This is a genomic window from Enterococcus sp. DIV1758, from assembly GCF_051711985.1.
In the GTDB taxonomy this organism is placed as follows: Bacteria; Bacillota; Bacilli; order Lactobacillales; family Enterococcaceae; genus Enterococcus; species Enterococcus faecalis.
In genome coordinates this window covers 480,615-500,998 of sequence record NZ_JBIOOA010000001.1, presented here as the reverse complement: position 1 = coordinate 500,998, position 20,384 = coordinate 480,615, and the positions used below count along the sequence as shown (strand labels likewise).

Annotated in this window: 20 protein-coding genes; 5 read left to right on the top strand and 15 right to left on the bottom strand. The window is 37.6% G+C overall.

What is annotated here, in order from left to right:
* Positions 1-152 precede the first annotated feature (152 nt).
* The gene (locus IGJ52_RS02650) at positions 153-1,532 is read right to left on the bottom strand and encodes a hemolysin family protein (protein WP_002363168.1); all 1,380 of its coding nucleotides are present in this window, start codon (positions 1,530-1,532) and stop codon (positions 153-155) included.
* A 174-nt stretch (positions 1,533-1,706) separates the two neighbouring features.
* Complete coding sequence (locus IGJ52_RS02645) at positions 1,707-2,921, bottom strand: AI-2E family transporter (protein ID WP_002384914.1); 1,215 nt, start codon at positions 2,919-2,921, stop codon at positions 1,707-1,709.
* A 75-nt stretch (positions 2,922-2,996) separates the two neighbouring features.
* Here IGJ52_RS02645 and IGJ52_RS02640 point away from each other — a divergent pair, with 75 nt between their 5' ends.
* The gene (locus IGJ52_RS02640; protein ID WP_002358682.1) at positions 2,997-3,428 is read left to right on the top strand and encodes a GNAT family N-acetyltransferase; all 432 of its coding nucleotides are present in this window, start codon (positions 2,997-2,999) and stop codon (positions 3,426-3,428) included.
* A gap of 87 nt (positions 3,429-3,515) precedes the next feature.
* Here IGJ52_RS02640 and bph read toward each other — a convergent pair whose 3' ends face one another.
* The 5 genes from bph to pfkB form a co-directional block, all read right to left on the bottom strand.
* The gene (bph, locus tag IGJ52_RS02635; protein ID WP_002355538.1) at positions 3,516-4,049 is read right to left on the bottom strand and encodes a biofilm phosphatase Bph; all 534 of its coding nucleotides are present in this window, start codon (positions 4,047-4,049) and stop codon (positions 3,516-3,518) included.
* Between the two features lie 188 nt (positions 4,050-4,237).
* Positions 4,238-5,215: a tagatose-bisphosphate aldolase gene (lacD, locus tag IGJ52_RS02630; RefSeq protein WP_104890740.1), complete on the bottom strand. Its 978-nt coding sequence runs from the start codon at positions 5,213-5,215 to the stop codon at positions 4,238-4,240.
* Entirely contained in the window at positions 5,212-5,673 is a 462-nt protein-coding gene (locus tag IGJ52_RS02625) for a fructose PTS transporter subunit IIA (RefSeq protein ID WP_002382981.1), read from the bottom strand. The genes lacD and IGJ52_RS02625 overlap by 4 nt, the downstream gene beginning before the upstream one ends.
* Positions 5,674-5,699: 26 nt before the next feature.
* A complete protein-coding gene (locus tag IGJ52_RS02620) occupies positions 5,700-7,118 on the bottom strand; it encodes a PTS fructose transporter subunit IIC (RefSeq protein ID WP_002355535.1) in 1,419 nt (472 codons plus the stop codon).
* A 4-nt stretch (positions 7,119-7,122) separates the two neighbouring features.
* The gene (gene pfkB / locus IGJ52_RS02615; protein ID WP_002375928.1) at positions 7,123-8,049 is read right to left on the bottom strand and encodes a 1-phosphofructokinase; all 927 of its coding nucleotides are present in this window, start codon (positions 8,047-8,049) and stop codon (positions 7,123-7,125) included.
* Positions 8,050-8,226: 177 nt separating this feature from the next.
* Between pfkB and IGJ52_RS02610 the strand changes: the two genes are divergently transcribed.
* Entirely contained in the window at positions 8,227-8,973 is a 747-nt protein-coding gene (locus IGJ52_RS02610) for a MurR/RpiR family transcriptional regulator (protein WP_002363162.1), read from the top strand.
* Between the two features lie 192 nt (positions 8,974-9,165).
* Here the strand turns inward: IGJ52_RS02610 and trmB are convergent, their stop codons facing one another.
* The 4 genes from trmB to IGJ52_RS02590 form a co-directional block, all read right to left on the bottom strand.
* Complete coding sequence (gene trmB / locus IGJ52_RS02605; RefSeq protein WP_002355532.1) at positions 9,166-9,810, bottom strand: tRNA (guanosine(46)-N7)-methyltransferase TrmB; 645 nt, start codon at positions 9,808-9,810, stop codon at positions 9,166-9,168.
* A 72-nt stretch (positions 9,811-9,882) separates the two neighbouring features.
* A complete protein-coding gene (locus tag IGJ52_RS02600) occupies positions 9,883-10,662 on the bottom strand; it encodes a phosphotransferase family protein (protein ID WP_002355531.1) in 780 nt (259 codons plus the stop codon).
* A gap of 128 nt (positions 10,663-10,790) precedes the next feature.
* Entirely contained in the window at positions 10,791-12,002 is a 1,212-nt protein-coding gene (locus IGJ52_RS02595) for an ABC transporter permease (RefSeq protein ID WP_438791882.1), read from the bottom strand.
* Between the two features lies 1 nt (position 12,003).
* A complete protein-coding gene (locus IGJ52_RS02590; protein WP_002363160.1) occupies positions 12,004-12,741 on the bottom strand; it encodes an ABC transporter ATP-binding protein in 738 nt (245 codons plus the stop codon).
* 215 nt (positions 12,742-12,956) lie between these two features.
* Between IGJ52_RS02590 and IGJ52_RS02585 the strand changes: the two genes are divergently transcribed.
* The 3 genes from IGJ52_RS02585 to IGJ52_RS02575 all read left to right on the top strand — a co-directional run bounded on the left by IGJ52_RS02585 (position 12,957) and on the right by IGJ52_RS02575 (position 14,919).
* On the top strand, positions 12,957-13,382 hold the full coding sequence (locus tag IGJ52_RS02585) for an HIT family protein (RefSeq protein ID WP_002355527.1): 426 nt from the start codon (positions 12,957-12,959) through the stop codon (positions 13,380-13,382).
* Positions 13,383-13,727: a YtxH domain-containing protein gene (locus IGJ52_RS02580; protein ID WP_002355526.1), complete on the top strand. Its 345-nt coding sequence runs from the start codon at positions 13,383-13,385 to the stop codon at positions 13,725-13,727.
* 163 nt (positions 13,728-13,890) lie between these two features.
* The gene (locus IGJ52_RS02575) at positions 13,891-14,919 is read left to right on the top strand and encodes a peptidylprolyl isomerase (RefSeq protein ID WP_010816327.1); all 1,029 of its coding nucleotides are present in this window, start codon (positions 13,891-13,893) and stop codon (positions 14,917-14,919) included.
* Between the two features lie 39 nt (positions 14,920-14,958).
* Here the strand turns inward: IGJ52_RS02575 and IGJ52_RS02570 are convergent, their stop codons facing one another.
* The 4 genes from IGJ52_RS02570 to IGJ52_RS02555 all read right to left on the bottom strand — a co-directional run bounded on the left by IGJ52_RS02570 (position 14,959) and on the right by IGJ52_RS02555 (position 20,340).
* Entirely contained in the window at positions 14,959-15,903 is a 945-nt protein-coding gene (locus IGJ52_RS02570; protein WP_002379105.1) for a 3'-5' exoribonuclease YhaM family protein, read from the bottom strand.
* The gene (locus tag IGJ52_RS02565) at positions 15,900-18,611 is read right to left on the bottom strand and encodes an ATP-binding protein (RefSeq protein ID WP_438791881.1); all 2,712 of its coding nucleotides are present in this window, start codon (positions 18,609-18,611) and stop codon (positions 15,900-15,902) included. Before IGJ52_RS02565 ends, IGJ52_RS02570 begins: the two co-directional genes overlap by 4 nt.
* Positions 18,608-19,843 (bottom strand): metallophosphoesterase, encoded by a 1,236-nt coding sequence (locus tag IGJ52_RS02560; protein ID WP_438791880.1) that lies wholly within the window; start codon positions 19,841-19,843, stop codon positions 18,608-18,610. The genes IGJ52_RS02565 and IGJ52_RS02560 overlap by 4 nt, the downstream gene beginning before the upstream one ends.
* Positions 19,844-19,998: 155 nt before the next feature.
* Positions 19,999-20,340, bottom strand: coding sequence for a YlbF family regulator (locus IGJ52_RS02555; protein ID WP_002355518.1), 342 nt, complete (start codon positions 20,338-20,340; stop codon positions 19,999-20,001).
* Between the last annotated feature and the right edge of the window lie 44 nt (positions 20,341-20,384).

The window sequence follows — 20,384 nt, the reverse complement described above, 5'->3', positions numbered from 1 at the left end:
GATGTTTATTTATTTATTTTCTTCAGCATAATTTTTGATTAACCTTTGCTAGTATATCATGTCAAGCCTTGAGAATAAAGAGCTGCTGTTGGCTGTTTTTTAAAAGGAAAACCTGCGACATTAGTCAAAACGACTGATGTCACAGGTTATTTTTAACGTCTTGGTTCGTCATCTTCCATTTCTTTACGGAAAAAACGACGATTTTCTTCTGGTTCTTCATCGACAGTTTCTTCATCGTAGAAATGAACGCGTAAGACTAGCAAACGTGTGCCTTCCATTTCTTCAGCAGTTAACTTAATATTGCCCACTTCAAAAGAAGGTTTTTCCCCTTCATCAGGAATGGTTCCTAATGCTGTAATTAAGTAACCTGCCATTGTATCAACATCGCTCATGTGTAAATCTGTTTCAAATACTTCATTAAATTCGTCAATTAACATGCGCCCTTGAACCAAATATTCATTGTCGGCCACTTGTGTATATAAATTTTCTACTTCATCTGTTTCATCGTCAATTTCACCAACGATTTCTTCTAGTAAATCTTCCAGTGTTGCTAAACCGACAACACCGCCATATTCATCTAGTAAAATCGCCATTTGGTTTTGTGTTCGTTTTAACTCATAAAGTAAATCATCAATAAAAATGGTTTCTGGGACAAATAATGGTTCTTGGATGATTGCGCCTAATTCAATGTTTTCAAAGCCTAAATTACGTGCAGCTTTTAGTAACGTTTTGGTATGTAAAATACCAACAATTTTATCTTTGTCTTCACTATAAACAGGAATCCGAGAATAATTTTCTCCTAAAATTAAATTGATGTTTTCTTGGACATCATCTTGGATGTCAACCATGAATGCGTCTGTCCGAGGAACCATTACTTCTCGTGCCACTTTTGTATCTAATGAAAAGACACCTTGTAACATTTCTAGTTCTTCGTTTTCCAAAACACCTTCTGTTTCAAGCATGTAGCGCATTTCATCTCGTGTCATCTTCGAATCAGCATCATCGAAAGTCATTGGTGTGATTTTGGATAATAAATCGGTCGAAGCCGATAGCAACCAAACGAAGGGACGCGCGATAACTCCTAAAAAGCGGACTGCACCAGAAGTCAATTGAGCGACTTCTTCTGATTTATTCATGGCAATTCGTTTAGGATATAATTCACCAAATACAATGGAAACGTACGTTAACAACGCTAAGATAATGATACTGGCAAGACTCTTAGCTGCGGCGCCGCCACCTAATACAGGGGCCAAACGACTAGATAAAGTCTCTGCTAATGAAGCACCAGATAGGATATTAACCAAAGTAATCCCTACTTGGATTGTGGATAAAAAGTTATTGGGGTCTTGCAATACCTTAAGCAATTTTTGAGCTTTTGCGTCGCCGTCTTCCGCTTTTTGTTCCACACGATTCTTGTTAACAGATACGACTGCAATTTCCGCCGCTGCCAAAAAGGCATTGATAAACGTCAACACGACTAATAATAGAAGTTGCGCAATTAGCGACTGACTCTCAGGGTCAGCATTATTCATAATGTTCTCTCTCTCCTTAATTGTTGATAATTCCGAGGCTGTACTTTCGTACTCTTTTAACGTTCTTCCTCTTTTTATGGTTAGGCTTAGAAACAGACACAATCAGTATTATGACAGGTTATTTTCTATCCTAATCCATAAAATCATAGCACGAAAGATTAGCGGATTCAATCATTAACCGTTATTTTCTTTCGTATTTGTTTCATTCCCTAAAAGAACGGCATTGGTAACTTTTTCACTACGACCCGCTTTGACCATATCAATAACATAGTAGATAATGGTCCGGCAGATTGCGTAAAATGGGACGCCGAGGAAAATACCTAGCAAACCTGCTAAATTTCCTGCTACCAATAAAATTAAAATAATCGTTAATGGATGGATTTTTAGAGATTTTCCGATAACGTTTGGATAAATAATATTTCCGTCCAATTGTTGAACCACTAGCACCACTAAACAACATAAGGCTGCTTTGACGGGTTCATTAAAGATGGTCACTAAGACAGCGGGCGCTAATCCTAGATAAGGGCCTAGATAGGGAATCAAATTCGTAAAGCCGGCAATGACACCAAATAAAAAGGCATAACGAACGCCAAGCAATGAATACCCAATAATCGTAAATGTACCGACAAATAAACATTCAATCGCTTGTCCACTAATATAACTGGATAAGGTTTGGTTCAATTGTCCTAAAAGATCCACAATATCATCTTTTCTTTTCTCAGGTAAAAAGCGTTGGATCGCTGGTACTAGCTTATCTCCATCTTTTAACATATAAAATAAAATAAATGGCGCAGTGACCAAAACAATGGTGGTTGACGCCACCGTTGATACGATTGAACCTAAGCTACTTGATAAACTACTTAAAAATTGTTGGATAATATTTGCATAAGAAATATCCATTTTTTCAATATAGCTTGTTAAATCAATTTGTTTAAAAATAGGTAACTCCGCAATCTCATAAATCCAGGTCTCCACTTGTTTAAAGAAATCCGGCATACTTGATGCTAAACTAGCTAGCTGATCTGCCAACTTAGGGATAATTGTTAATAAAATCAGAACTAATGCGATGATTAGTAATAAAAATACCAGTAAGACGGCATAAATTCGTTTCATTTTCGTCTTCATTAATAGATTGACCACAGGATTTAGTAAATAATACAAAAAGCCTGCTACTAAGACTGGGGCAAACAACGTTGAAAAGAATGTCCCAATCGGTGCAAATAAGAAATTAATTTTCGAAGCAATAAATAATAGCATGGCCACGACAAGTAATTCAACTGACCAGAAAAATAATTTCGATTCTTTAAATCGATTAATCACAGCAGCTCCTCCTTTATTTTTATTCAATTGTTGCTGTTTTATTTTATCACACCTTCCCCCCTCAGTCATTGAGAATACTTCATTTCTAGAACTTTTTCGTGGTATAATAAAATAGAAACAGATTCTGAACTTGGGGGTTTTTCTATGCATGTAGCTCAAACAAAAGATACCATGAGTGATCTTTATTTAGATGCTGTCCGGCTTCGTCAACGCGTATTCGTAGCGGAACAAGGGGTACCAGAAGAGATGGAAATCGATGAATATGAAGCACGTTGTATTCACTTTGTTTTGTACACGGATCATGTAGCTGTCGCAACTTGTCGCTTGCTTCCACTAGAAAATGGCGTTATGAAATTACAACGAATGGCCGTTGAAAAAGCTTACCGTGGCGCCGACTATGGACGAGTGATTATGGAAGCGGCAGAAAATTTTGCCAAAGAACAAGGCTACCACAAGATTACTCTAGGCGCGCAAGTCACCGCTGTAGGCTTCTATGAACGTTTAGGTTATCAAAAAACAGGGGCACCTTTTATGGATGCTGGCATTGAACACTACGAAATGAATAAAGAACTATAACACCAATTAAATCGGAAAATTTAGAGCTTGGAGCATTAGCCATTTTGGCTAATGCTCCAAGCTCCTTTTGTGGGCTGTTTACATCGGCTATTTTTTTGATAGCTGTTGATAACGTTGATACCAGATATCTACATATTCGGGCGAGAAGGGGCCTTTTTCGTTATTAATCCAATCCACTAAAGTCTTGACATTTTCTTTTAAAATGAAGTCAATATCTTCTGGATAATCCATTAGTTTGCTATGAAATTCATATTCATCAACGTCTAGTAAACGTTTTTCACCATCTGGAAAAACCTTGATATCTAAATCATAATCAATATACTTCAATGCTTCGTCATCTAAAACATATGGCGAAGCCAGATTGCAGTAATACGAAACCCCCTTTTCTCTAATCATTGCTATTATATTGAACCAATATTTCTTGTGAAAATAAACAATGGCTGGTTCCCGAGTCACCCACCGACGTCCGTCGGATTCCGTTACTAACGTGTGATCGTTCACACCAATTAAAGAATACTCGCTCGTTTTTAGTACCATCGTATCACGCCACGTTCGATGTAAATGTCCGTCATGTTTATAACTCTGAATGGTTACAAACTCGCCTTCTTTAGGAATTCCCATAATACCCCAACTTTCCCCAAATAAAGTAAAGCACTGTTACTTTTTGGGTGTTCATACATCGATATCAAAATAATTATATCATATCTTTTGAGTTTGCGTACATTGAGTTCACTTAAAGAAGACGATTTCTGAAAAAATTTAATTCAGATGACCAAATAGTTTAAATTCAGTAAATATTTTCAGCTTAATTACTGTATTTTTTCAAAGACTGATACTGCGCTCTCTCTTAAAACCTGATTCAATTCTTCAACATTTGTTTTACCAGTTGTTTCAAGCCACGCAACGGCTGCTTCAGAACCTTGTTGAACAAATGGAAGCACGCCGTCTGCCCAAGTTGCACGACCACATAAGACTCCATTAAACGAGGAACCTGCTTTTTTTGCAAATTTCAATGTTTCCTGAAACATCGCAGCACTAACCCCTGCACTCAAGAAAATAAATGGAAGTTGTGTTGCTTCACTTTGCATGTTGAAAAAGGCCTGCGCTTCATCTTGGCTATAAAGACTTTCAGTGCCAAAACCTTCTACAAAATTCATGTTCACAGGGACTTCTACTTTTAAAACATCAACATTATAGCGATCCTTTGAAAATTCTTTCATCGCTTCAATTACTTTGTGCGGTTTTACTTTAGCGTATTCTTTTGAAGCACTATCCGAATTGTTTGCATCATAAGAGACAATTTCTAAAAAGAATGGAATTTCTTCGGCTAAACACTCTGAACCAATCCGTTCTATATAAGCTTTCTTTCGTTCATTGATTGCTTCACTTTCGTCAACATCGTAATAAAGTAAAAATTTACACGCGTCTGCGCCCGCTTCTTTTAAACGCTTAACCGACCAAACATCAAGACTATCGGGTAACCGTCCTGGTGTCGAAGCATCGTAGCCCGTTTTTTCATACGCAAGTAACAAACCTGAAGTCTGTGCTCGATTTTCAGCAGCAGCTAGGCCATATTCTGGATCCAACAAAATTGCTGAAGTCTCTGGTGTTAAGCAACGAGATACTAATACTTTAAAGTCACTGATTTCTTGCGCAGTCACCTCTTTGTATTTTCCCATCATGCGTTTTAAGGCCCCACGTTGATCAATGGCTAGTGCGCCAATAATCCCTTGATCATCTACCAGATTTTCTAAATGTTTACGTTTTTGTTCACTAATTTTTTTCATTCTGTTTCCTCTCCTAATTGATTATTTAGTAACGTAGCAATTTCAGCTGGCGAACTTGCTTGTTTCAGTCCAGAAGTAACTTCTTCTCTTAATAGGAGGCGCGCAACGGAAGAGAGTAATTTCAAATGTGTCGTGCCAGCTTCGGCATCTGGAATAAACAGCGCAATCACAAACTCCGTTAATTGGTTGTCAAGGCTCTGCCACTCAACACCTTGGTCCAAGGTAACGATGATAATGGCCGCTTGTTGAATCGTTGCTGCTTTTGCATGAGGTATCGCAAATCCATTCATCATCCCCGTTGTTCCTTCTTGTTCTCGCTCGTTCAGTTTATCGAAAACTTCCTGTGCGTCCTGAGCAACTTCCAATTCTGTTGATTTTTTTGCTAAAAAGTGAAAAACATCCTCTTGCGTTTGTAACTGTTGATTTAAAAAAATATGATTTTCTTTAATAAAAGCCATTCCATTCACTCCTAATTCCTGTTATTTCATTTTTTTGATAACGATTGCTCTTGTTTGGCGATTCTACTTTTTTGTACAAAACCTAGCAATAAACCGCCTACCAATGAACCAGCTAAAATTGCCAGAACCCATTGAACAGCGTGAGTAACAACTGGTAAAACAAGAAATCCTCCATGAGGTGCTGGCACTTGTACCCCAAACATATACGTTAGGACTGCCGCAATTGAAGATCCGAGCATCATAATTGGTAAAACCTTCAATGGGTCTTTTGCCGCAAATGGAATAGCGCCTTCTGTAATATGTGTGGAGCCTAAAATAAAGTTCACTAGCCCCGCATTGCGTTCATTTGTGTCAAAGTATTTTCCAAAGAATAATGTAGCAAAGCCTGTAATTAAAGGTGGCGCTATGCAGGCAGCAGAAACTCCTGCCATAAAAGAAGTATTGCCTTGAGCTAAGAGTGCCGTTCCAGTAACATAGGCCGCTTTATTAACTGGACCTCCCATATCAAAGGCACACATACAACCCACAATTATTCCTAAAACCAACGGACTGGAGTTTTGGAAACTAGCTAAAAAGCTCATCATTCCTTCGTTAACAGCTTTCATCGGATCTGCTAGTAAAGACATAGTGATACCAATAACTGCAACGCCAATGACTGGATAAAGGAAAATTGCTTTTAAACCATCTAATGATTTAGGCAAACCTTTAAATACTCTTTGTAATAAAAGAATGAAATACCCAGCAAGGAAACCAGATAATATCCCTCCTAAAAAGCCAGTACCACCAGTGTTAGCAATCAAACCACCGACAAAGCCCACAACCAAACCAGGTCGTTTCGCAATCCCCTCTGCGATATACGCAGATAAGATTGGCACCATCATGCCCATTGAGGCATCACCAATACTTTTTAACATAGCAGCGGTAGCATTATACTGACTACTTTCTGGATCAAATGAATAAATACCCCAAATAGCAAAAGAAAGAGCAATTAAAACGCCGCCTGCTACTACAAACGGCAACATGTGAGAAACGCCATTCATTAAGTTTTTATAAATACTATGTCCAACATTTCCTGAAGAAATTTGTGTCTCCTGTTCAAGTTCGTCCACTGCTTGGTTTTCGGCCGCAATCGATCCTTTGCCTGCGAGTGCTTCTTCAATTAAGCGATCTGCTTCTTTAATCCCCACACTGACAGGGACATCAATAATTCGTTTCCCAGCAAAACGTTCTGCTTGAACGTCTTTGTCGGCGGCAATAATGACTGCCTCCGCTCCTTGGATTTCTGCAGGTGTTAACTCGTTTTCTATACCAATCTGACCATGTGTTTCAACCTTAATCGTAATACCTTTACGTTTCGCAGCTTGTTCCAATGCCTCCTGTGCCATATACGTGTGCGCTATTCCCGTCGGACAACCTGTAGCAGCTATTAATTGATACGTAGCCATCTGTTTATTCCTCCTCTTGAATCTTTATTTGTTGCTCTAACTCCTGAACATCTGAAAAATCTGTCAATCCTTTGCGAAATGCTGTTGAACTACCTGCTGCAATACTTCTTTTTAAATTTTTTTCCAATGAAAGTCCTTGATGCCAGCCAGCTAAAAAGGTACCTAACATTGCATCCCCTGAACAAGCTGTATTCACAACCATTCCAGTTGGTGAATTACCTGAAAGAACCTTTTCATTATTTATAAATAAAGCCCCTTCACTACCTAAAGAAAGTAAAATATTTTTGGCTCCCCGCTTCAGTAATTCTTGTCCATAAAAAATGTAATCGTCCTTAGTCTGCACTTCTGTATGAAACCACTCTTGAAGTTCTTCTTCATTTGGTTTCAATAAAAATGGTTGATAAGGCAAACAATCTAAAATTTCTTCATAACTACTGTCTAAAATTAAGAACACCTGCTTTTCAAAACAAATTCGGCTAATTTCAATCAAAATACTTGGCGAAACCCCTTGTGGTAAACTTCCTGATACGCACAAATAATCCCCTTTACGTAACTCTGAAATTTTTTTCAAAAAACGTTGTACATGTTCTTCAGATAATTTTGGTCCTTTATTGACTAATTTGTATTCCTTTTGATCTTGGGTAACTTTTGTAAACACATTAATTCTCGTTGTACCAGCGACTTCGATAAAATCAGTGGTTATTTCTTTTTCTTTTAAATAATCCTCGACATAGTTCCCAGTGAAACCAGCTTTGACTCCCAAAGCGGTATTATCAATCCCTAACATCTTTAAAATTAGGGAAACATTGACTCCTTTCCCGTTTGCTTGAATATCATCTTCCTTCGTGCGATTCACGACAAAAGGAACTAGCTCTTCTGTTTCGATAAATAAATCAATGGCTAAATTTAATGTACATGTATAAATAGTCACTGTAGTTCCTCCTTTCTCCTCTTTATTATGTCTCAAAATACTATGTAAAGGTTTTCATTCTTTCGCAAAAATATAGAAAACATTTACAATTTCATAATTTCTCTAGCTTTTTTATTTTTTTTCATTAAAAATAGGCTTATAAATGTTTTTTAGCGAAAGAAAGAAGGGCTGGCCATTATGGAACAAAAATTGAGTGAATCAGAGCAATATCTCTGGCATTTTATCGAAACACATATTTTAGAAATCCCTGATTATTCCATTGTAAAATTAAGCGAACGAGCCAACGTATCAACTGCGACGATTGTAAGAACCATGAAAAAGAAAGGCTATGAAGGTTTCACATCCTTCAAGCATCACTTGAAAGATAAAGAAAACCAAAATATAAATTTTTCAGCATTAGAAAAAGTAGACCGAGGAATTCGGACAGCCATTTTAAAGAATGAAGAAGAAGTAACTCGTACGATTAACATGATTGAAATTGGTAATATCGAAGATGCAATCCAAAAAATCAAGGCTTCTCGACGGATTATTATCTTTGCTAGAGGTTTTTCAGAATTAATTGCTCAGGAAATGATGGTTAAGTTTCAATTGGCTGGCAAATACTGTGAGCTGCATACGGACCCAGAAATTATTAAAAATATTAGTAAAAAGTTATCAAAAAAAGATGTGGCTCTTTTTGTTTCTTTAAACGGAGAAACTCAAGAATTAGTTGTCGCTGGTAAAAACTGTTACGACTCAGAAATTGGGACTATCCTTTTAACTGCAAGCAAACACTCTAGTTTAATGAAATATATTGAAATTCCGTTCGTGGGTTTCAAATCAGAAGGCTCCTTTTTCCCCGATTATGAAGTGCGTTCACGGTTACCACTATCCATTCTGGCAAGAATTTTATTGGATGCCTATGCTCTAAGAACGACAACTTAGGCTTTCTTAAATAATAAAAAGAGCGTGGGACAAAAATCACTTTGGATTTTTGCTCCACGCTCAAAAACTGATAAACGGCGGGAACAGAACCAACTCCTTCGGAAATAAGCCGAAATTCTCCAAAAATTAAAGAGCAATTTTTGGAAATTTCTTCTTATTTCTCGGAGCTAAACGGTTCTGTCCCGACCTCTTTTATTTTGCAACAAAACGTGCTTCTACTCGATAAATTCGTTGACCACGACTAGAAAATTTTTCTTCGTATTCTGTCATAATGTTGCCTTCAAACTCGCTATTATGCAAATCTAGCCATACACGTTCAATAATCATGCCATATTTAGAAAAGCTACTTAATGAGTATTCGAAGAGCCCTTGATTATCCGTTTTAAAATGAATTTCTCCATTTGGTTTTAAAATAATTTCATCTGTCGCTAAAAAGTTTTTATACGTTAAACGACGTTTTTCATGTTTTTTCTTTGGCCAAGGATCTGAAAAATTTAAATAGATTAAATCTACTTCATTTTCAGCAAAATATTCTGTTAATGCTTCGCCGTCTACTCGCAATAACTGTAGATTAGGTAACGGCTCGGCCACTAGCTTATCTAATGCAATCGATAAAATACTTAATTGCATATCGATACCAATATAATTAATTTCAGGATGTGCTTTAGCCATTTCATAAATAAAACGACCTTTACCTGAACCAATTTCAATGTGGATGGGATGATTATTGCCAAAACGTTCTTGCCATTTCCCTTGCCATTTTTCAGGACCTTCTACCACATATTGTGGATATTTTGCCATATATTCTGCTGCTCCGGGTCTATTTCTTACACGCATATTTAAAATTCCTTTCTTTTAAAAACAGACTGGTGAAATTCGCCAGCCTGTGTGGATGTTAAATGAATTAGTTTAACTACTAAACATTCGTTTTAATTGTAAAATTTCTGCAGTCATTGCTCTTCTTTCGCCCTCTTGGTGATGACGAACAATCTCTTGTAAAAAGCTAAATAAACCATACCAATAAATTCGTTGAACTGTACTTTCATTAGGAATTAAACCATAAGATAGTAACCATTGATTCCAACCGGAACGAGGCACATAATGACTCAAAATCATTCCTAAATCTACCGCTGGGTCCGCGACCATCACAGAATCCCAATCTACTAAATAGAGATAATTATTCGAGACTAACCAATTCCGATGATTCACATCGCCGTGGACAGCCACATAGCTAGTTTCTGGATATTCTGGTAAATGATTATATAAATAAGTGATTACTTCTTTTAAATAACTGTTTCGTTTTAATTCTTTAGGTAGTTGACGCTTATACTCTTTCAACATTGTTAGCGGGGTACAAACTTCGCCACCAATTTTTTTCAACATGTCTTTCAGCAAATTAGAATGATGCAATTGGTATAACACGTCAATCACGTCATTGCGTTTGCCAATTTCGTCCGCATGTAATAAACGTCCTTCCAGCCATTCTTGGGCTGTTAGTACGTCGCCATTCGCTGTCCGCTTTGTCCAAATCATCTTCGGGGCTAACCCTTCTTTAGACAATGCTGCAAGAAGTGGAGAAGTGTTTCGTTTAATGAACACTTTCTCTGTTTCTTTTATTCCCATGTATGTTTGACCAGTTGCGCCCTTTATCGGCTGCAGACGCCAGTCTTTATCCAACTGAAATTCCATGGAAATTATCTCCTATCTCAACACAATTTTATTGCAATTTTTACAGCAATTACCATTTTAGTCGCCAAACCTTGCTTCGTCAAGCTTCTATGTGGTTCTTTTGTAAATTTTGCTGGGTTTTCTCATCTTTATAACTTATTCAAGCGCATTGGAACATACATTTTAGTGAAAATCACAACTTCTACAATTAAGGCACCCAGAATGAGCAAGCTATTTTGCAAATTGCCTAAACGAAGGCAGACAATCCCACCAAAAATAATGGCCGCAACAGACAATGCGCCGCCAATTAACCGGCGAATTGCTGCTTGTTTTTTTTCTATTGAAATTGGATATAGCTGTGTCATCACCATATAATCAAATTGCGTGTACATGGGAATCAACTGGAACCCGATTAAATAGACAAACAATAAAGCAACTACCAACGCAATCCAGAATTCTTGTAAAAAGAAGAGTAGCACGCCACCAACCAAAATCAAGCGAAACAATAGGCCACTATATTCGCTACCTCGTAAAAAGCTCCGAATGAATAAGTAAGCATACGTGTTCTCAGATGTTTTTTTGACTACTCCGAGGAGAGGATCTAAGTATTTACGACGTTTCACTGTACTACTCACTTCAGGAATATCTGTAAACAGCTGAATGAATTTATAAATTCTATGCATTCTGTTTTGTTCTTTTTGGATCATTTTTTCCCAATCCAAGAAACTCTGTTTCATCTTATTTTGCCAAATACTCGATAAACAAACGGCCAGAATGATGCCACCAATCACACCAACCCAAGGCGTCCAGTAAATGGCTCCCGTCATAATCAAGAGACTACTGATCAACCAAACGAACCACCAACTACGGTAAGTGGTTGACGAAAGATGATAGAGCCCATAGTTTTGTAAACTAAGATGTGTATAAATCATACAAACTAGCATGACCAAAAATAAAAAGAAGGTTTGAAACGACCAACCTGTTGTGACTACAATCAACGGCATCAATAGGCCACTTCCTAGAAAGCTGACCACAATCGGTAAAATTAAAGAGTAGCGCAGCGCCCGTTTCAGATAAGCAGCGAATTGTTTTTCTTTTGGTAATAAAAACACCTTGTCGGGCTCTTCTGTCAAAGTAGCCAACTTACCAACTTGAATGAGTAGCAACCAGCTCAACAGAATTAACGGTCTGCCCCAAACAAAATCACGAGGTAATTCTTTTAACAACTGGGAATAGTACAGACCTAATCCGCCTAATAAAAACATACAGACTAAAACAAAATGATCATTTAAAATATAGCGCAAGTACTTGGACATTTTTTTGAAATGCCGTGACAAACGTTGACTAAAAAATTCGCCCATGTTACCCCACCTTTTCTTCCTTCGTCAAGGCAAGATAAATATCATCTAAAGAAGACTCTGGTAAATTAAATTCTGCACGTAATTCAGCCATTGTACCGTTTGCCCGTAATTTTCCTTCGTGTAGCACCACAAAGCGATCACAATATTTTTCAGCTGTTGCTAAAATATGCGTGGACATTAAAATCGCTGCCCCTTGCTTACGCATCGTATCCATTAATTCTAATAAAGCATGAATTGCTAAAGGATCTAAGCCTAGAAAAGGTTCATCAATAATATATAAACTCGGTTCAATTAAGAATGCACAAAGTACCATGACTTTTTGTTTCATGCCTTTTGAAAAATTAGCAGGAAACCATTCCAATTTATTGTCTAAACGGAACGTTTTTAGTAATGGTTCTGCTCGTTTGAATGCTTCTTCTAATGGAATATCATAAGCCAAGGCCGTTACTTCGATATGCTCTTTCAATGTTAATTCTTCATATAAAGAAGGTGTTTCCGGAATATACCCGATTTTTTTGCGATATTCTTCAGGGGCTTGCTGCAATGTTTCCCCGTCAATCATAATTTTGCCTTTTTGCGGCGTAAGTAACCCAATAATATTTTTGATGGTGGTGCTTTTCCCCGCACCATTCAAGCCGATTAAACCAACCATTTCACCAGACTTGACGTCAAAATTAATATCTTTTAAGACAGGAATATGGCCGTAACCTCCTGTTAAATGTTCAATTGTTAAGCTCATTTCTTTTGCCTCCAACCTTTTCTCTCTACCATTATTAAACCCTAAGCGAACCAAGAATTCAAAAATTACTCCCTTAATTAAATGGATTTTTTTCTTTCTCTTATTATACACGAAATGAAACGAACTTTTTAGCGAACTCACGTACTTTTTCATCCACAGAGAAATCAACTTGTGGTAAAGTAAAGGAAAGAACCTAGAGAAAAGAGGAATTTTTCATGAATGATTGTATTTTTTGTAAAATTATCAACGGCGAAATCCCAAGTTACAAAGTCTATGAAGACGAGAAAGTCTACGCGTTTTTAGACATCACACAAGTGACCAAAGGACATACCTTAATGATTCCAAAACAACACGTTGCTGATATTTTTGAATATAATGACGTTTTAGCAAGCGACGTCTTTGCTCGTATTCCTAAAGTAGCACGAGCATTAGAAAAAGCTTTTCCAGAAATGGAAGGATTAAACATTTTAAATAACAATAAGGAAGTGGCTTATCAATCCGTTTTCCATTCCCACGTTCATTTGATTCCCCGTTATTCAAAAGAAGATGATTTCTCTATTCATTTTGGCAACCATCAAGAGGACTATTCCGCCGAAGCGATGCAAGAAATTGCTGAAACCATTGCAAAGCAGGTGAACTAAATGAAAAAATTTATTAAAGGTCTCTTTTTTGGCGCAGCTGCTGGTACCATTGGCGGATTGTTGGCTGCTCCAAGAAGCGGGAAAGAAACACGTCAACATTTAATCAATGAGCTAGAGGACTATCGTTCACTGAAAAATCAAGTCACGAATGACTGGGATCAGGTGCAACGAAATTTGGCAGTTGTCGAAGAAAACGTACCACTGGCAACTGAATTTTCAAAAGACCTGCAACAAGAAATCACTGATTTCAAATTCCAAGCGGAACCTCGGATTGCTCAAATTAAAGAACAAATTGCCAAAATCACGGCTGAATTACCTGACACACAAACTAACAAGCAAAAGTAAAGTCTTTGATGTTAATTATTTCTTTTGTTATTAAAAAAATAAAAAGTGTGACGTAAATACGAATTTTGTTTGAAACTATGCCTGAGACTCTTTCTTTTTCAAAATGAGGTATGGTATAGTTATAACAGAAATAAAACTAAAAAAAACAGGAGTGCATAAGAGAATGAAGAAAAAACTAATCTTAGCTGCAGCGGGCGCAATGGCCGTTTTTAGTTTAGCAGCGTGTTCAAGCGGTTCAAAAGATATCGCAACAATGAAAGGTTCAACAATTACTGTTGATGATTTTTATAACCAAATTAAAGGGCAAAGTACTAGCCAACAAGCGTTTAGCCAAATGGTTATCTATAAAGTCTTTGAAGATAAATATGGTAATAAAGTCACTGATAAAGATGTTCAAAAGAAATTTGATGATGCTAAAGAACAAATGGAAGCACAAGGTGCAAAATTCACTGATGCTTTAAAACAATACGGCTTAACTGAAAAAGATTTCAAAAAACAATTAAAACAAACTGCTGCTTTCCAAGAAGGTATGAAAGCACATCTTAAAATTACAGATGAAGACTTAAAAACAGCTTGGGCAAGCTTCCATCCAGAAGTAGAAGCACAAATTATCCAAGTTGCTTCAGAAGATGATGCAAAAGCTGTCAAGAAAGAAATCACTGACGGCGGCGATTTCGCAAAAATTGCCAAAGACAAATCAACCGATGCTGCAACGAAAAAAGACGGCGGTAAAATTAAATTTGATTCACAATCAACAACTGTTCCTGCCGAAGTTAAAGAAGCAGCCTTCAAACTAAAAGATGGCGAAGTATCAGAACCAATTGCTGCAACAAACGCACAAACGTACCAAACAACTTACTATGTAGTGAAAATGACGAAAAACAAAGCAAAAGGCAATGACATGAAACCTTATGAAAAAGAGATCAAGAAAATTGCTGAAGAGACAAAATTAGCCGATCAAACATTCCAAGCAAAAGTTATTAGTGACGAATTAAAAGCGGCCAATGTGAAAATTAAAGATGATGCCTTCAAGAACGCTTTAGCAGGCTACATGCAAACTGAATCTTCAAGCGCTTCTTCAGAGAAAAAAGAATCAAAATCAAGTGATTCTAAAACAAGTGATACCAAAACAAGCGACTCTGAAAAAGCAACAGATTCTTCAAGCAAAACAACAGAATCTTCTTCTAAATAAGTATAAAAAAGAGAGTGGTCGATTGACCACTCCCTTTTTTTATTTATCTTTTGGAACATAGAAACTGCGGTTATCTAAACCAAAGATTCGTTCCGTATACTCCCCAGGCTGTGTTTGACGAATGGCCCCTAGCATCATTTGAATGGACGCATCCATGGTATCAATTTGATGTAAGATTTCCGCTTCCATAATTCTTGGTCGCACAGGTGAGCCATATTCCAACAATCCATGGTGGGCTAAGACCATGTGCCGAAGAATGACAACGTCTTCTTCTCGATCATCAATTTTTAAAGCCAAACACGCCTTGGTAATTTCCTCATCCACCAAAACTAAATGACCAATTAAGTTCCCTGCCACCGTATATTCTGTCGTAATAGCGCCAGATAACTCTAAAACTTTTCCTAAGTCATGTAAAATAATCCCCGCGTATAATAGTGACGTGTTAATTTCAGGATATTCCTTAGCAATTGCTTTGCCTAGGCGCAACATTGAGACAGTGTGGTAAGCTAAGCCATTCGCAAAAGCATGATGGTTCCGTTTGGCTGCAGGAAATTCATAAAATTCTTGTTGGTATTTCGTCATGAGATAGCGCACAATACGATTCCAATGAGCATTGGTAATCTCAAAAATTACTTGATTGATTTCCTCGACCATCTCTTCTTTTTTCAAAGGCGCTCGTTCCATATATAAACTTGGCTGGCTTGGTTCCTCTGCTGTCGCTAAACGCATGTGTAAAATTTTTACTTGGGGTTTGTTTTGATAAACTTCTCGTTTCCCATTCAGTAAAACAACGTTTCCCGCAGTAAATCGTGTAATTTCATCCTCAGAGGCGTCCCAATATTTTCCGTCAATCGTACCAGATGTGTCTTGAAAGGTAAAGGCAATAAACTTTTTCCCATTTTTAGCTACACGCACATCGGCATTTTTAATTAGAACAAATGATTCAAAAAGTTCTTCTACTGTTAATTCACGTAATTTTTTCACTTGACGCTTCCTCCTTCTAACGCAATTACTCTTTGTTGTAAGTCCTGATAATAGCTTACCATTTCTTGGTCAGAAGAAAAACAAATGACTTGCTGTTTTTGACCAAACTTAGTAAATAATTCAGCTAATTGGGCTTTTCTTTGATGATCATAGTGTAACCAGCCATCATCAATGATAATTGGACAAATCAGTTGCTCGCCTTGGACTGCTAAAAAAGCAAAACGAACAGCCATCATCAATTGATCTTTAGTGCCAGTTGATAATTCATGTAAATAAAACATTTCTTGTTCTTTCGTCACCGCAACTAGTTGACCTTCGGCTACTTGGATTGATTGATAACGCTGATTTGTTAAAAGTGCAAAGTAGCTTGATGCATACTGTAATAAGCTGGGCAATTGTTGTTCCGAAAGCTCTGTTAATAGGTCCATTAACAGTTGTCCCGCTAGTTGATACCCAGACCAACGTTGAGCTAGTTCTTTGATTTCCGCTTTTAAAATTGCTTGTCGTTGATACAACTCATCTAAGGTACCATCCGTCATTAATTGTTGTTTTTCATAAATCAACGCTTGATACTGTTCTTGTATTTTATTTAACTGACTTTCTTCCAGTGCTTGTTGCTGCGCCAGTTGTAAAGAACGGTCTTTTAACGTTGCCTCTGTTACCGCTTCTGGAAACAGATTGCCTAATTGTGTCGCTAATTCTTGCCCACGACCAACTTGAGCTTGCTGAGTCGTCAGCTGTTGAATCCTCATTGGAACATCAGCGATTGATAGAATCCGATAACGAATTAGTAAAGGCTGAATTCGTGTTAACGCTTCTTGCTGTTTAGTTTTCAACTCTCGTAACTGCTGTTTGAGATAGCCATCTGCTTGATACTCCTGAGCAAAGCGAACTTTCTCCATTTCTTCAGCAAATCCTTCTAAAAAGTGTAATTTTTCGGAAAGGCTCTTTCCTTGTAAGGGTAAATGCGTCATCAATGGAAAGACTTGTTCTTCAAATACTTGGCGTTTTTGTTGATTTTCCTTCAATTGACTCATGAGTTCTTCGTTTGTTTGAACAAGCAATAGATAGCGCGTAATCAATTCCCGCTGATTCATTAAAGTATCAATTTGATTCATTTTTCCTAATTGATGAAGTTGGGCTTGCTCCGCTACTGCTTGTTCAAGTTGTTCCACTTGCAGTTGTGCCTCACGTTCTTGATTCAACGCTTGTTGGAACTGTTCATTTAAATAATCTAGTTGCGAAAGTTTCGTCTGCCATTCTTCTTTCACTTCATCTGAGGACGCTTCTTTTCTAGTGGCGTAGCCAATCACTTCTTTTGCGATAAGACTAACTCCCACGAGAACTAGGCCCCATTTTAAAGGGCTCGGCAAAAAGAAACCCAGTAATGTAAGGAGACTTCCTGACAATAACCATAGTGGCTGACTTGTTTTCTGCGCTCTTTGAGCACGTGTCGCTTCACCAAAAAATGCAGCGTGCTCTTTTTCAAAGTCCGTTAACTGGTCTTCCAGATTTTCAATTTGAGAAGCCAAGAATGCTTTTTGTTCTTGGCCTTTTTGAAGAGCTTGCGTATACGCAACTTGTTGTTGGCGCCACTTTTGAACGGTTTCGTTGTCATAAAAAAGCTGTGGAGGTCGTTCAGGCGACCATGACCATTCGTTCTCTAAAAGGACCATTTCTTGACGATTTTGATCAAAGGTTTGGGTCATCCATTCCGATTCCGTCATCAATTGTTGCATATCATAGCGTTGATTCAACAATTGTTGAATTAATGCTTCTTGTTCTAGGTAAAAAGCATAGCCTTCTGGAACATCGAGCGCTTCTGACTGAAGAGATAACTCTTTGGTCAAACGTTGTCGTTCTTTGTCTAGGTACATATATTCTTGAAAGGTTTCTTCTAATTGCACTTGGTCTTCTTTTACTAAAACAACGTTCTCTGTTTCTTCAGGCAGCGACTGCCATTCTTCGTACAAGGGAAAGTGACGTTGCTGTTCCGCAACCTGTAACAAGCCCTGTTGCGTTTCTTTTAATTGCTGTTGCAGTGTCACTCGCTGTTGTTCTGTTTCGCGAATCGTTTCTTCTAATTGTTGAAAAGTTTGTTGCTGCGCTTCTTTCTCTTGAATTTGCTCTTTTAGTTCTTGATAAGCCGCCAACTTCTGATTGAGTAATGGCTGCTGTCCTTTACCTTTAAAGATTTTTTGTGCTTCTTTAAAGTACACATTTCGGTAAGTCAAAAGTTGTTGACTACCAGAAACACCAATGGCTAACAAGGATGTTTGCAGTTCCTCTTCTGTCAACTTGTCACTCGTAATTAATTGTTCTTGTTGGAAAGTAAAAACCTCTTGAAATAACTTTTTAGTTAGCGGATGTAACATTTGCTGTAAGGTTTTTTCATCCCCCATTTGTTGTTGATAATAAATGATTGCTTGCCCTTTATTTTTTTCTTTAAAACGCTCGACTTGAACTTCTCCAAACACAGGATGTGCCAACCACAAACGACCACCATACGAACCACCATTTTTTGGTGCGTAATCGCGTTTTCTTTTGCCCTTTGTGGGAAAACCAAACAGCATTGCTTGAATGAATTGATACAATGTGGACTTGCCAACTTCATTTGCGCCGTACAGCAATTGATTACCAGATTCAAATGTAATTTTCTGTTGTTGCCATTTTCCAAAGCCCACAATCTCTACTGCAAGTAATTTCATAGTGGGTCCTCCTGAATAGTAAAGTCTTCATTAATTTGCTCATGTGCTAGGCGCAAGCTCTCTAATCGCCACTGCTCATCCATGGAAAAAATTCCAGCAAATTCTGGATAACGTAACAATTCCTTGGTGGTATCTTCAAAAATAACTGGATCTAAGTATGTTTTTTCTAATGCCGTTAACAAGTTAGGACTAGCGGCTAAATAGATCGGTTCTTTTGTTGGTTCCTCTGCTTGCAATAGTAGGCGATAAACAAAAAAATCACCTTGCGTTTTTTGTAAAAGCTGCTGCTGTAAGTAGCTTAATAGTTCACCATTGACAATGGCTTGCACCACGGTCACATCCAAATGTTGCGTTTCTTTCAGTGTCAACTCCATCAATTGCTGTTGCTGATGCACATGCCACTTCGTCAGCAAACTGGTTTCAAGATAAGACAAAACGCTTTGGGTGTCACGGCATTGCGCCAGAGATATTTCTTCATTCGTCCAATCTATTTCTGCGACTTTTTCAAATTGAACAGTCGCTTGATTTTGGGAAAGTGTGACCACTGCAACCCCTTGTAAAGACTGTTCTTTTTTCGTGTGCCCTTGAGGTGTTCCAGGATAAACAATTAGCGGTTGTTCACTAACAATTTGCGGTTGATGAATGTGGCCCAATGCCCAATAATTATAGCCAGTGGCTTTTAAATCCTTCCATGTAAACGGAGCATAATTTTGTTGCGCTTTCCGACTGGTGTCTCCATGATAAATCCCAATATGAATGTCAGATTCTGCTTGTTTGATAGGAAATTCTAGTGCTTTATTTTCATCAATCCAAGGATGCTCATAACTAAACCCTGAAACAGCCACTTGTTCGCCCGCTTTCGTTTCAAAATACAGTGTCTCAACCATTTCTTTTTCAAATAAAAAGACATTGTCTGGAAAAGAAAACCAATAGCGGTCTTTTTTATAGTAATCATGATTCCCAAATGTTAGAATCACAGGGATTTCTGCTTGTTTCAACTGTTCTAATGCGGCCATCAATTGGGCTTGCATTGAAATAGAGGTCTGACTTTGATGAAACGTATCTCCTGCAAAAATAACTAAGTCCACCGCTTCTCGAATGGCAACTGTTACGATATTCATTAACAATTGTTGATTAGCTTCTCTTAAGCGCTTCGCTAAGGCTGTCGGGATCCCAGTTAACCCTTCAAAAGACCGATCCATGTGTAAATCAGCTGTATGCAATAGTTTCATCGTTTCCCCTCCTTTTCTCCTTCCTTTATCATATCATTTTCTGCCAGCTTGGTCAGTAAAAACATACGAAAATTTGTTCGTTTTTTTATTTTCAGTAAAAGAAAAACTCTGACAAATTGTCTTATAGACAACTTGTCAGAGTTCAATTACGTAAATTAATCGTTATACATATCACGCACAGGAGTCATGATAATTCGGTTTAAATCATTGACAACTAAGCTAAACGCTTGTTCTTTTTGCATTAATTCGTTGATAACTGCTGTTTCCTGCACTTTCGTTGCAATGCTTTGTGCTTTTTCAGCATCTTCATCCGTGAATTCTTCGCCGCGCATTTGTTTTTCTTGTAGTCCTTGTTGGAATCCTTGGAATTCTTTAAACAATGTGTAAGCTGCTTCGTCTGCTTTTACTTCTTCATACGCTGCTTGTAATGCTTTAAATTCGTCTAACTCACGTAGTTCACGTTCAATCTGATTGGCTGTATCATAAATGTTACTCAATGGAATCCCTCTTTTCTCAATAGTTTCATCTTTATTGTACCATT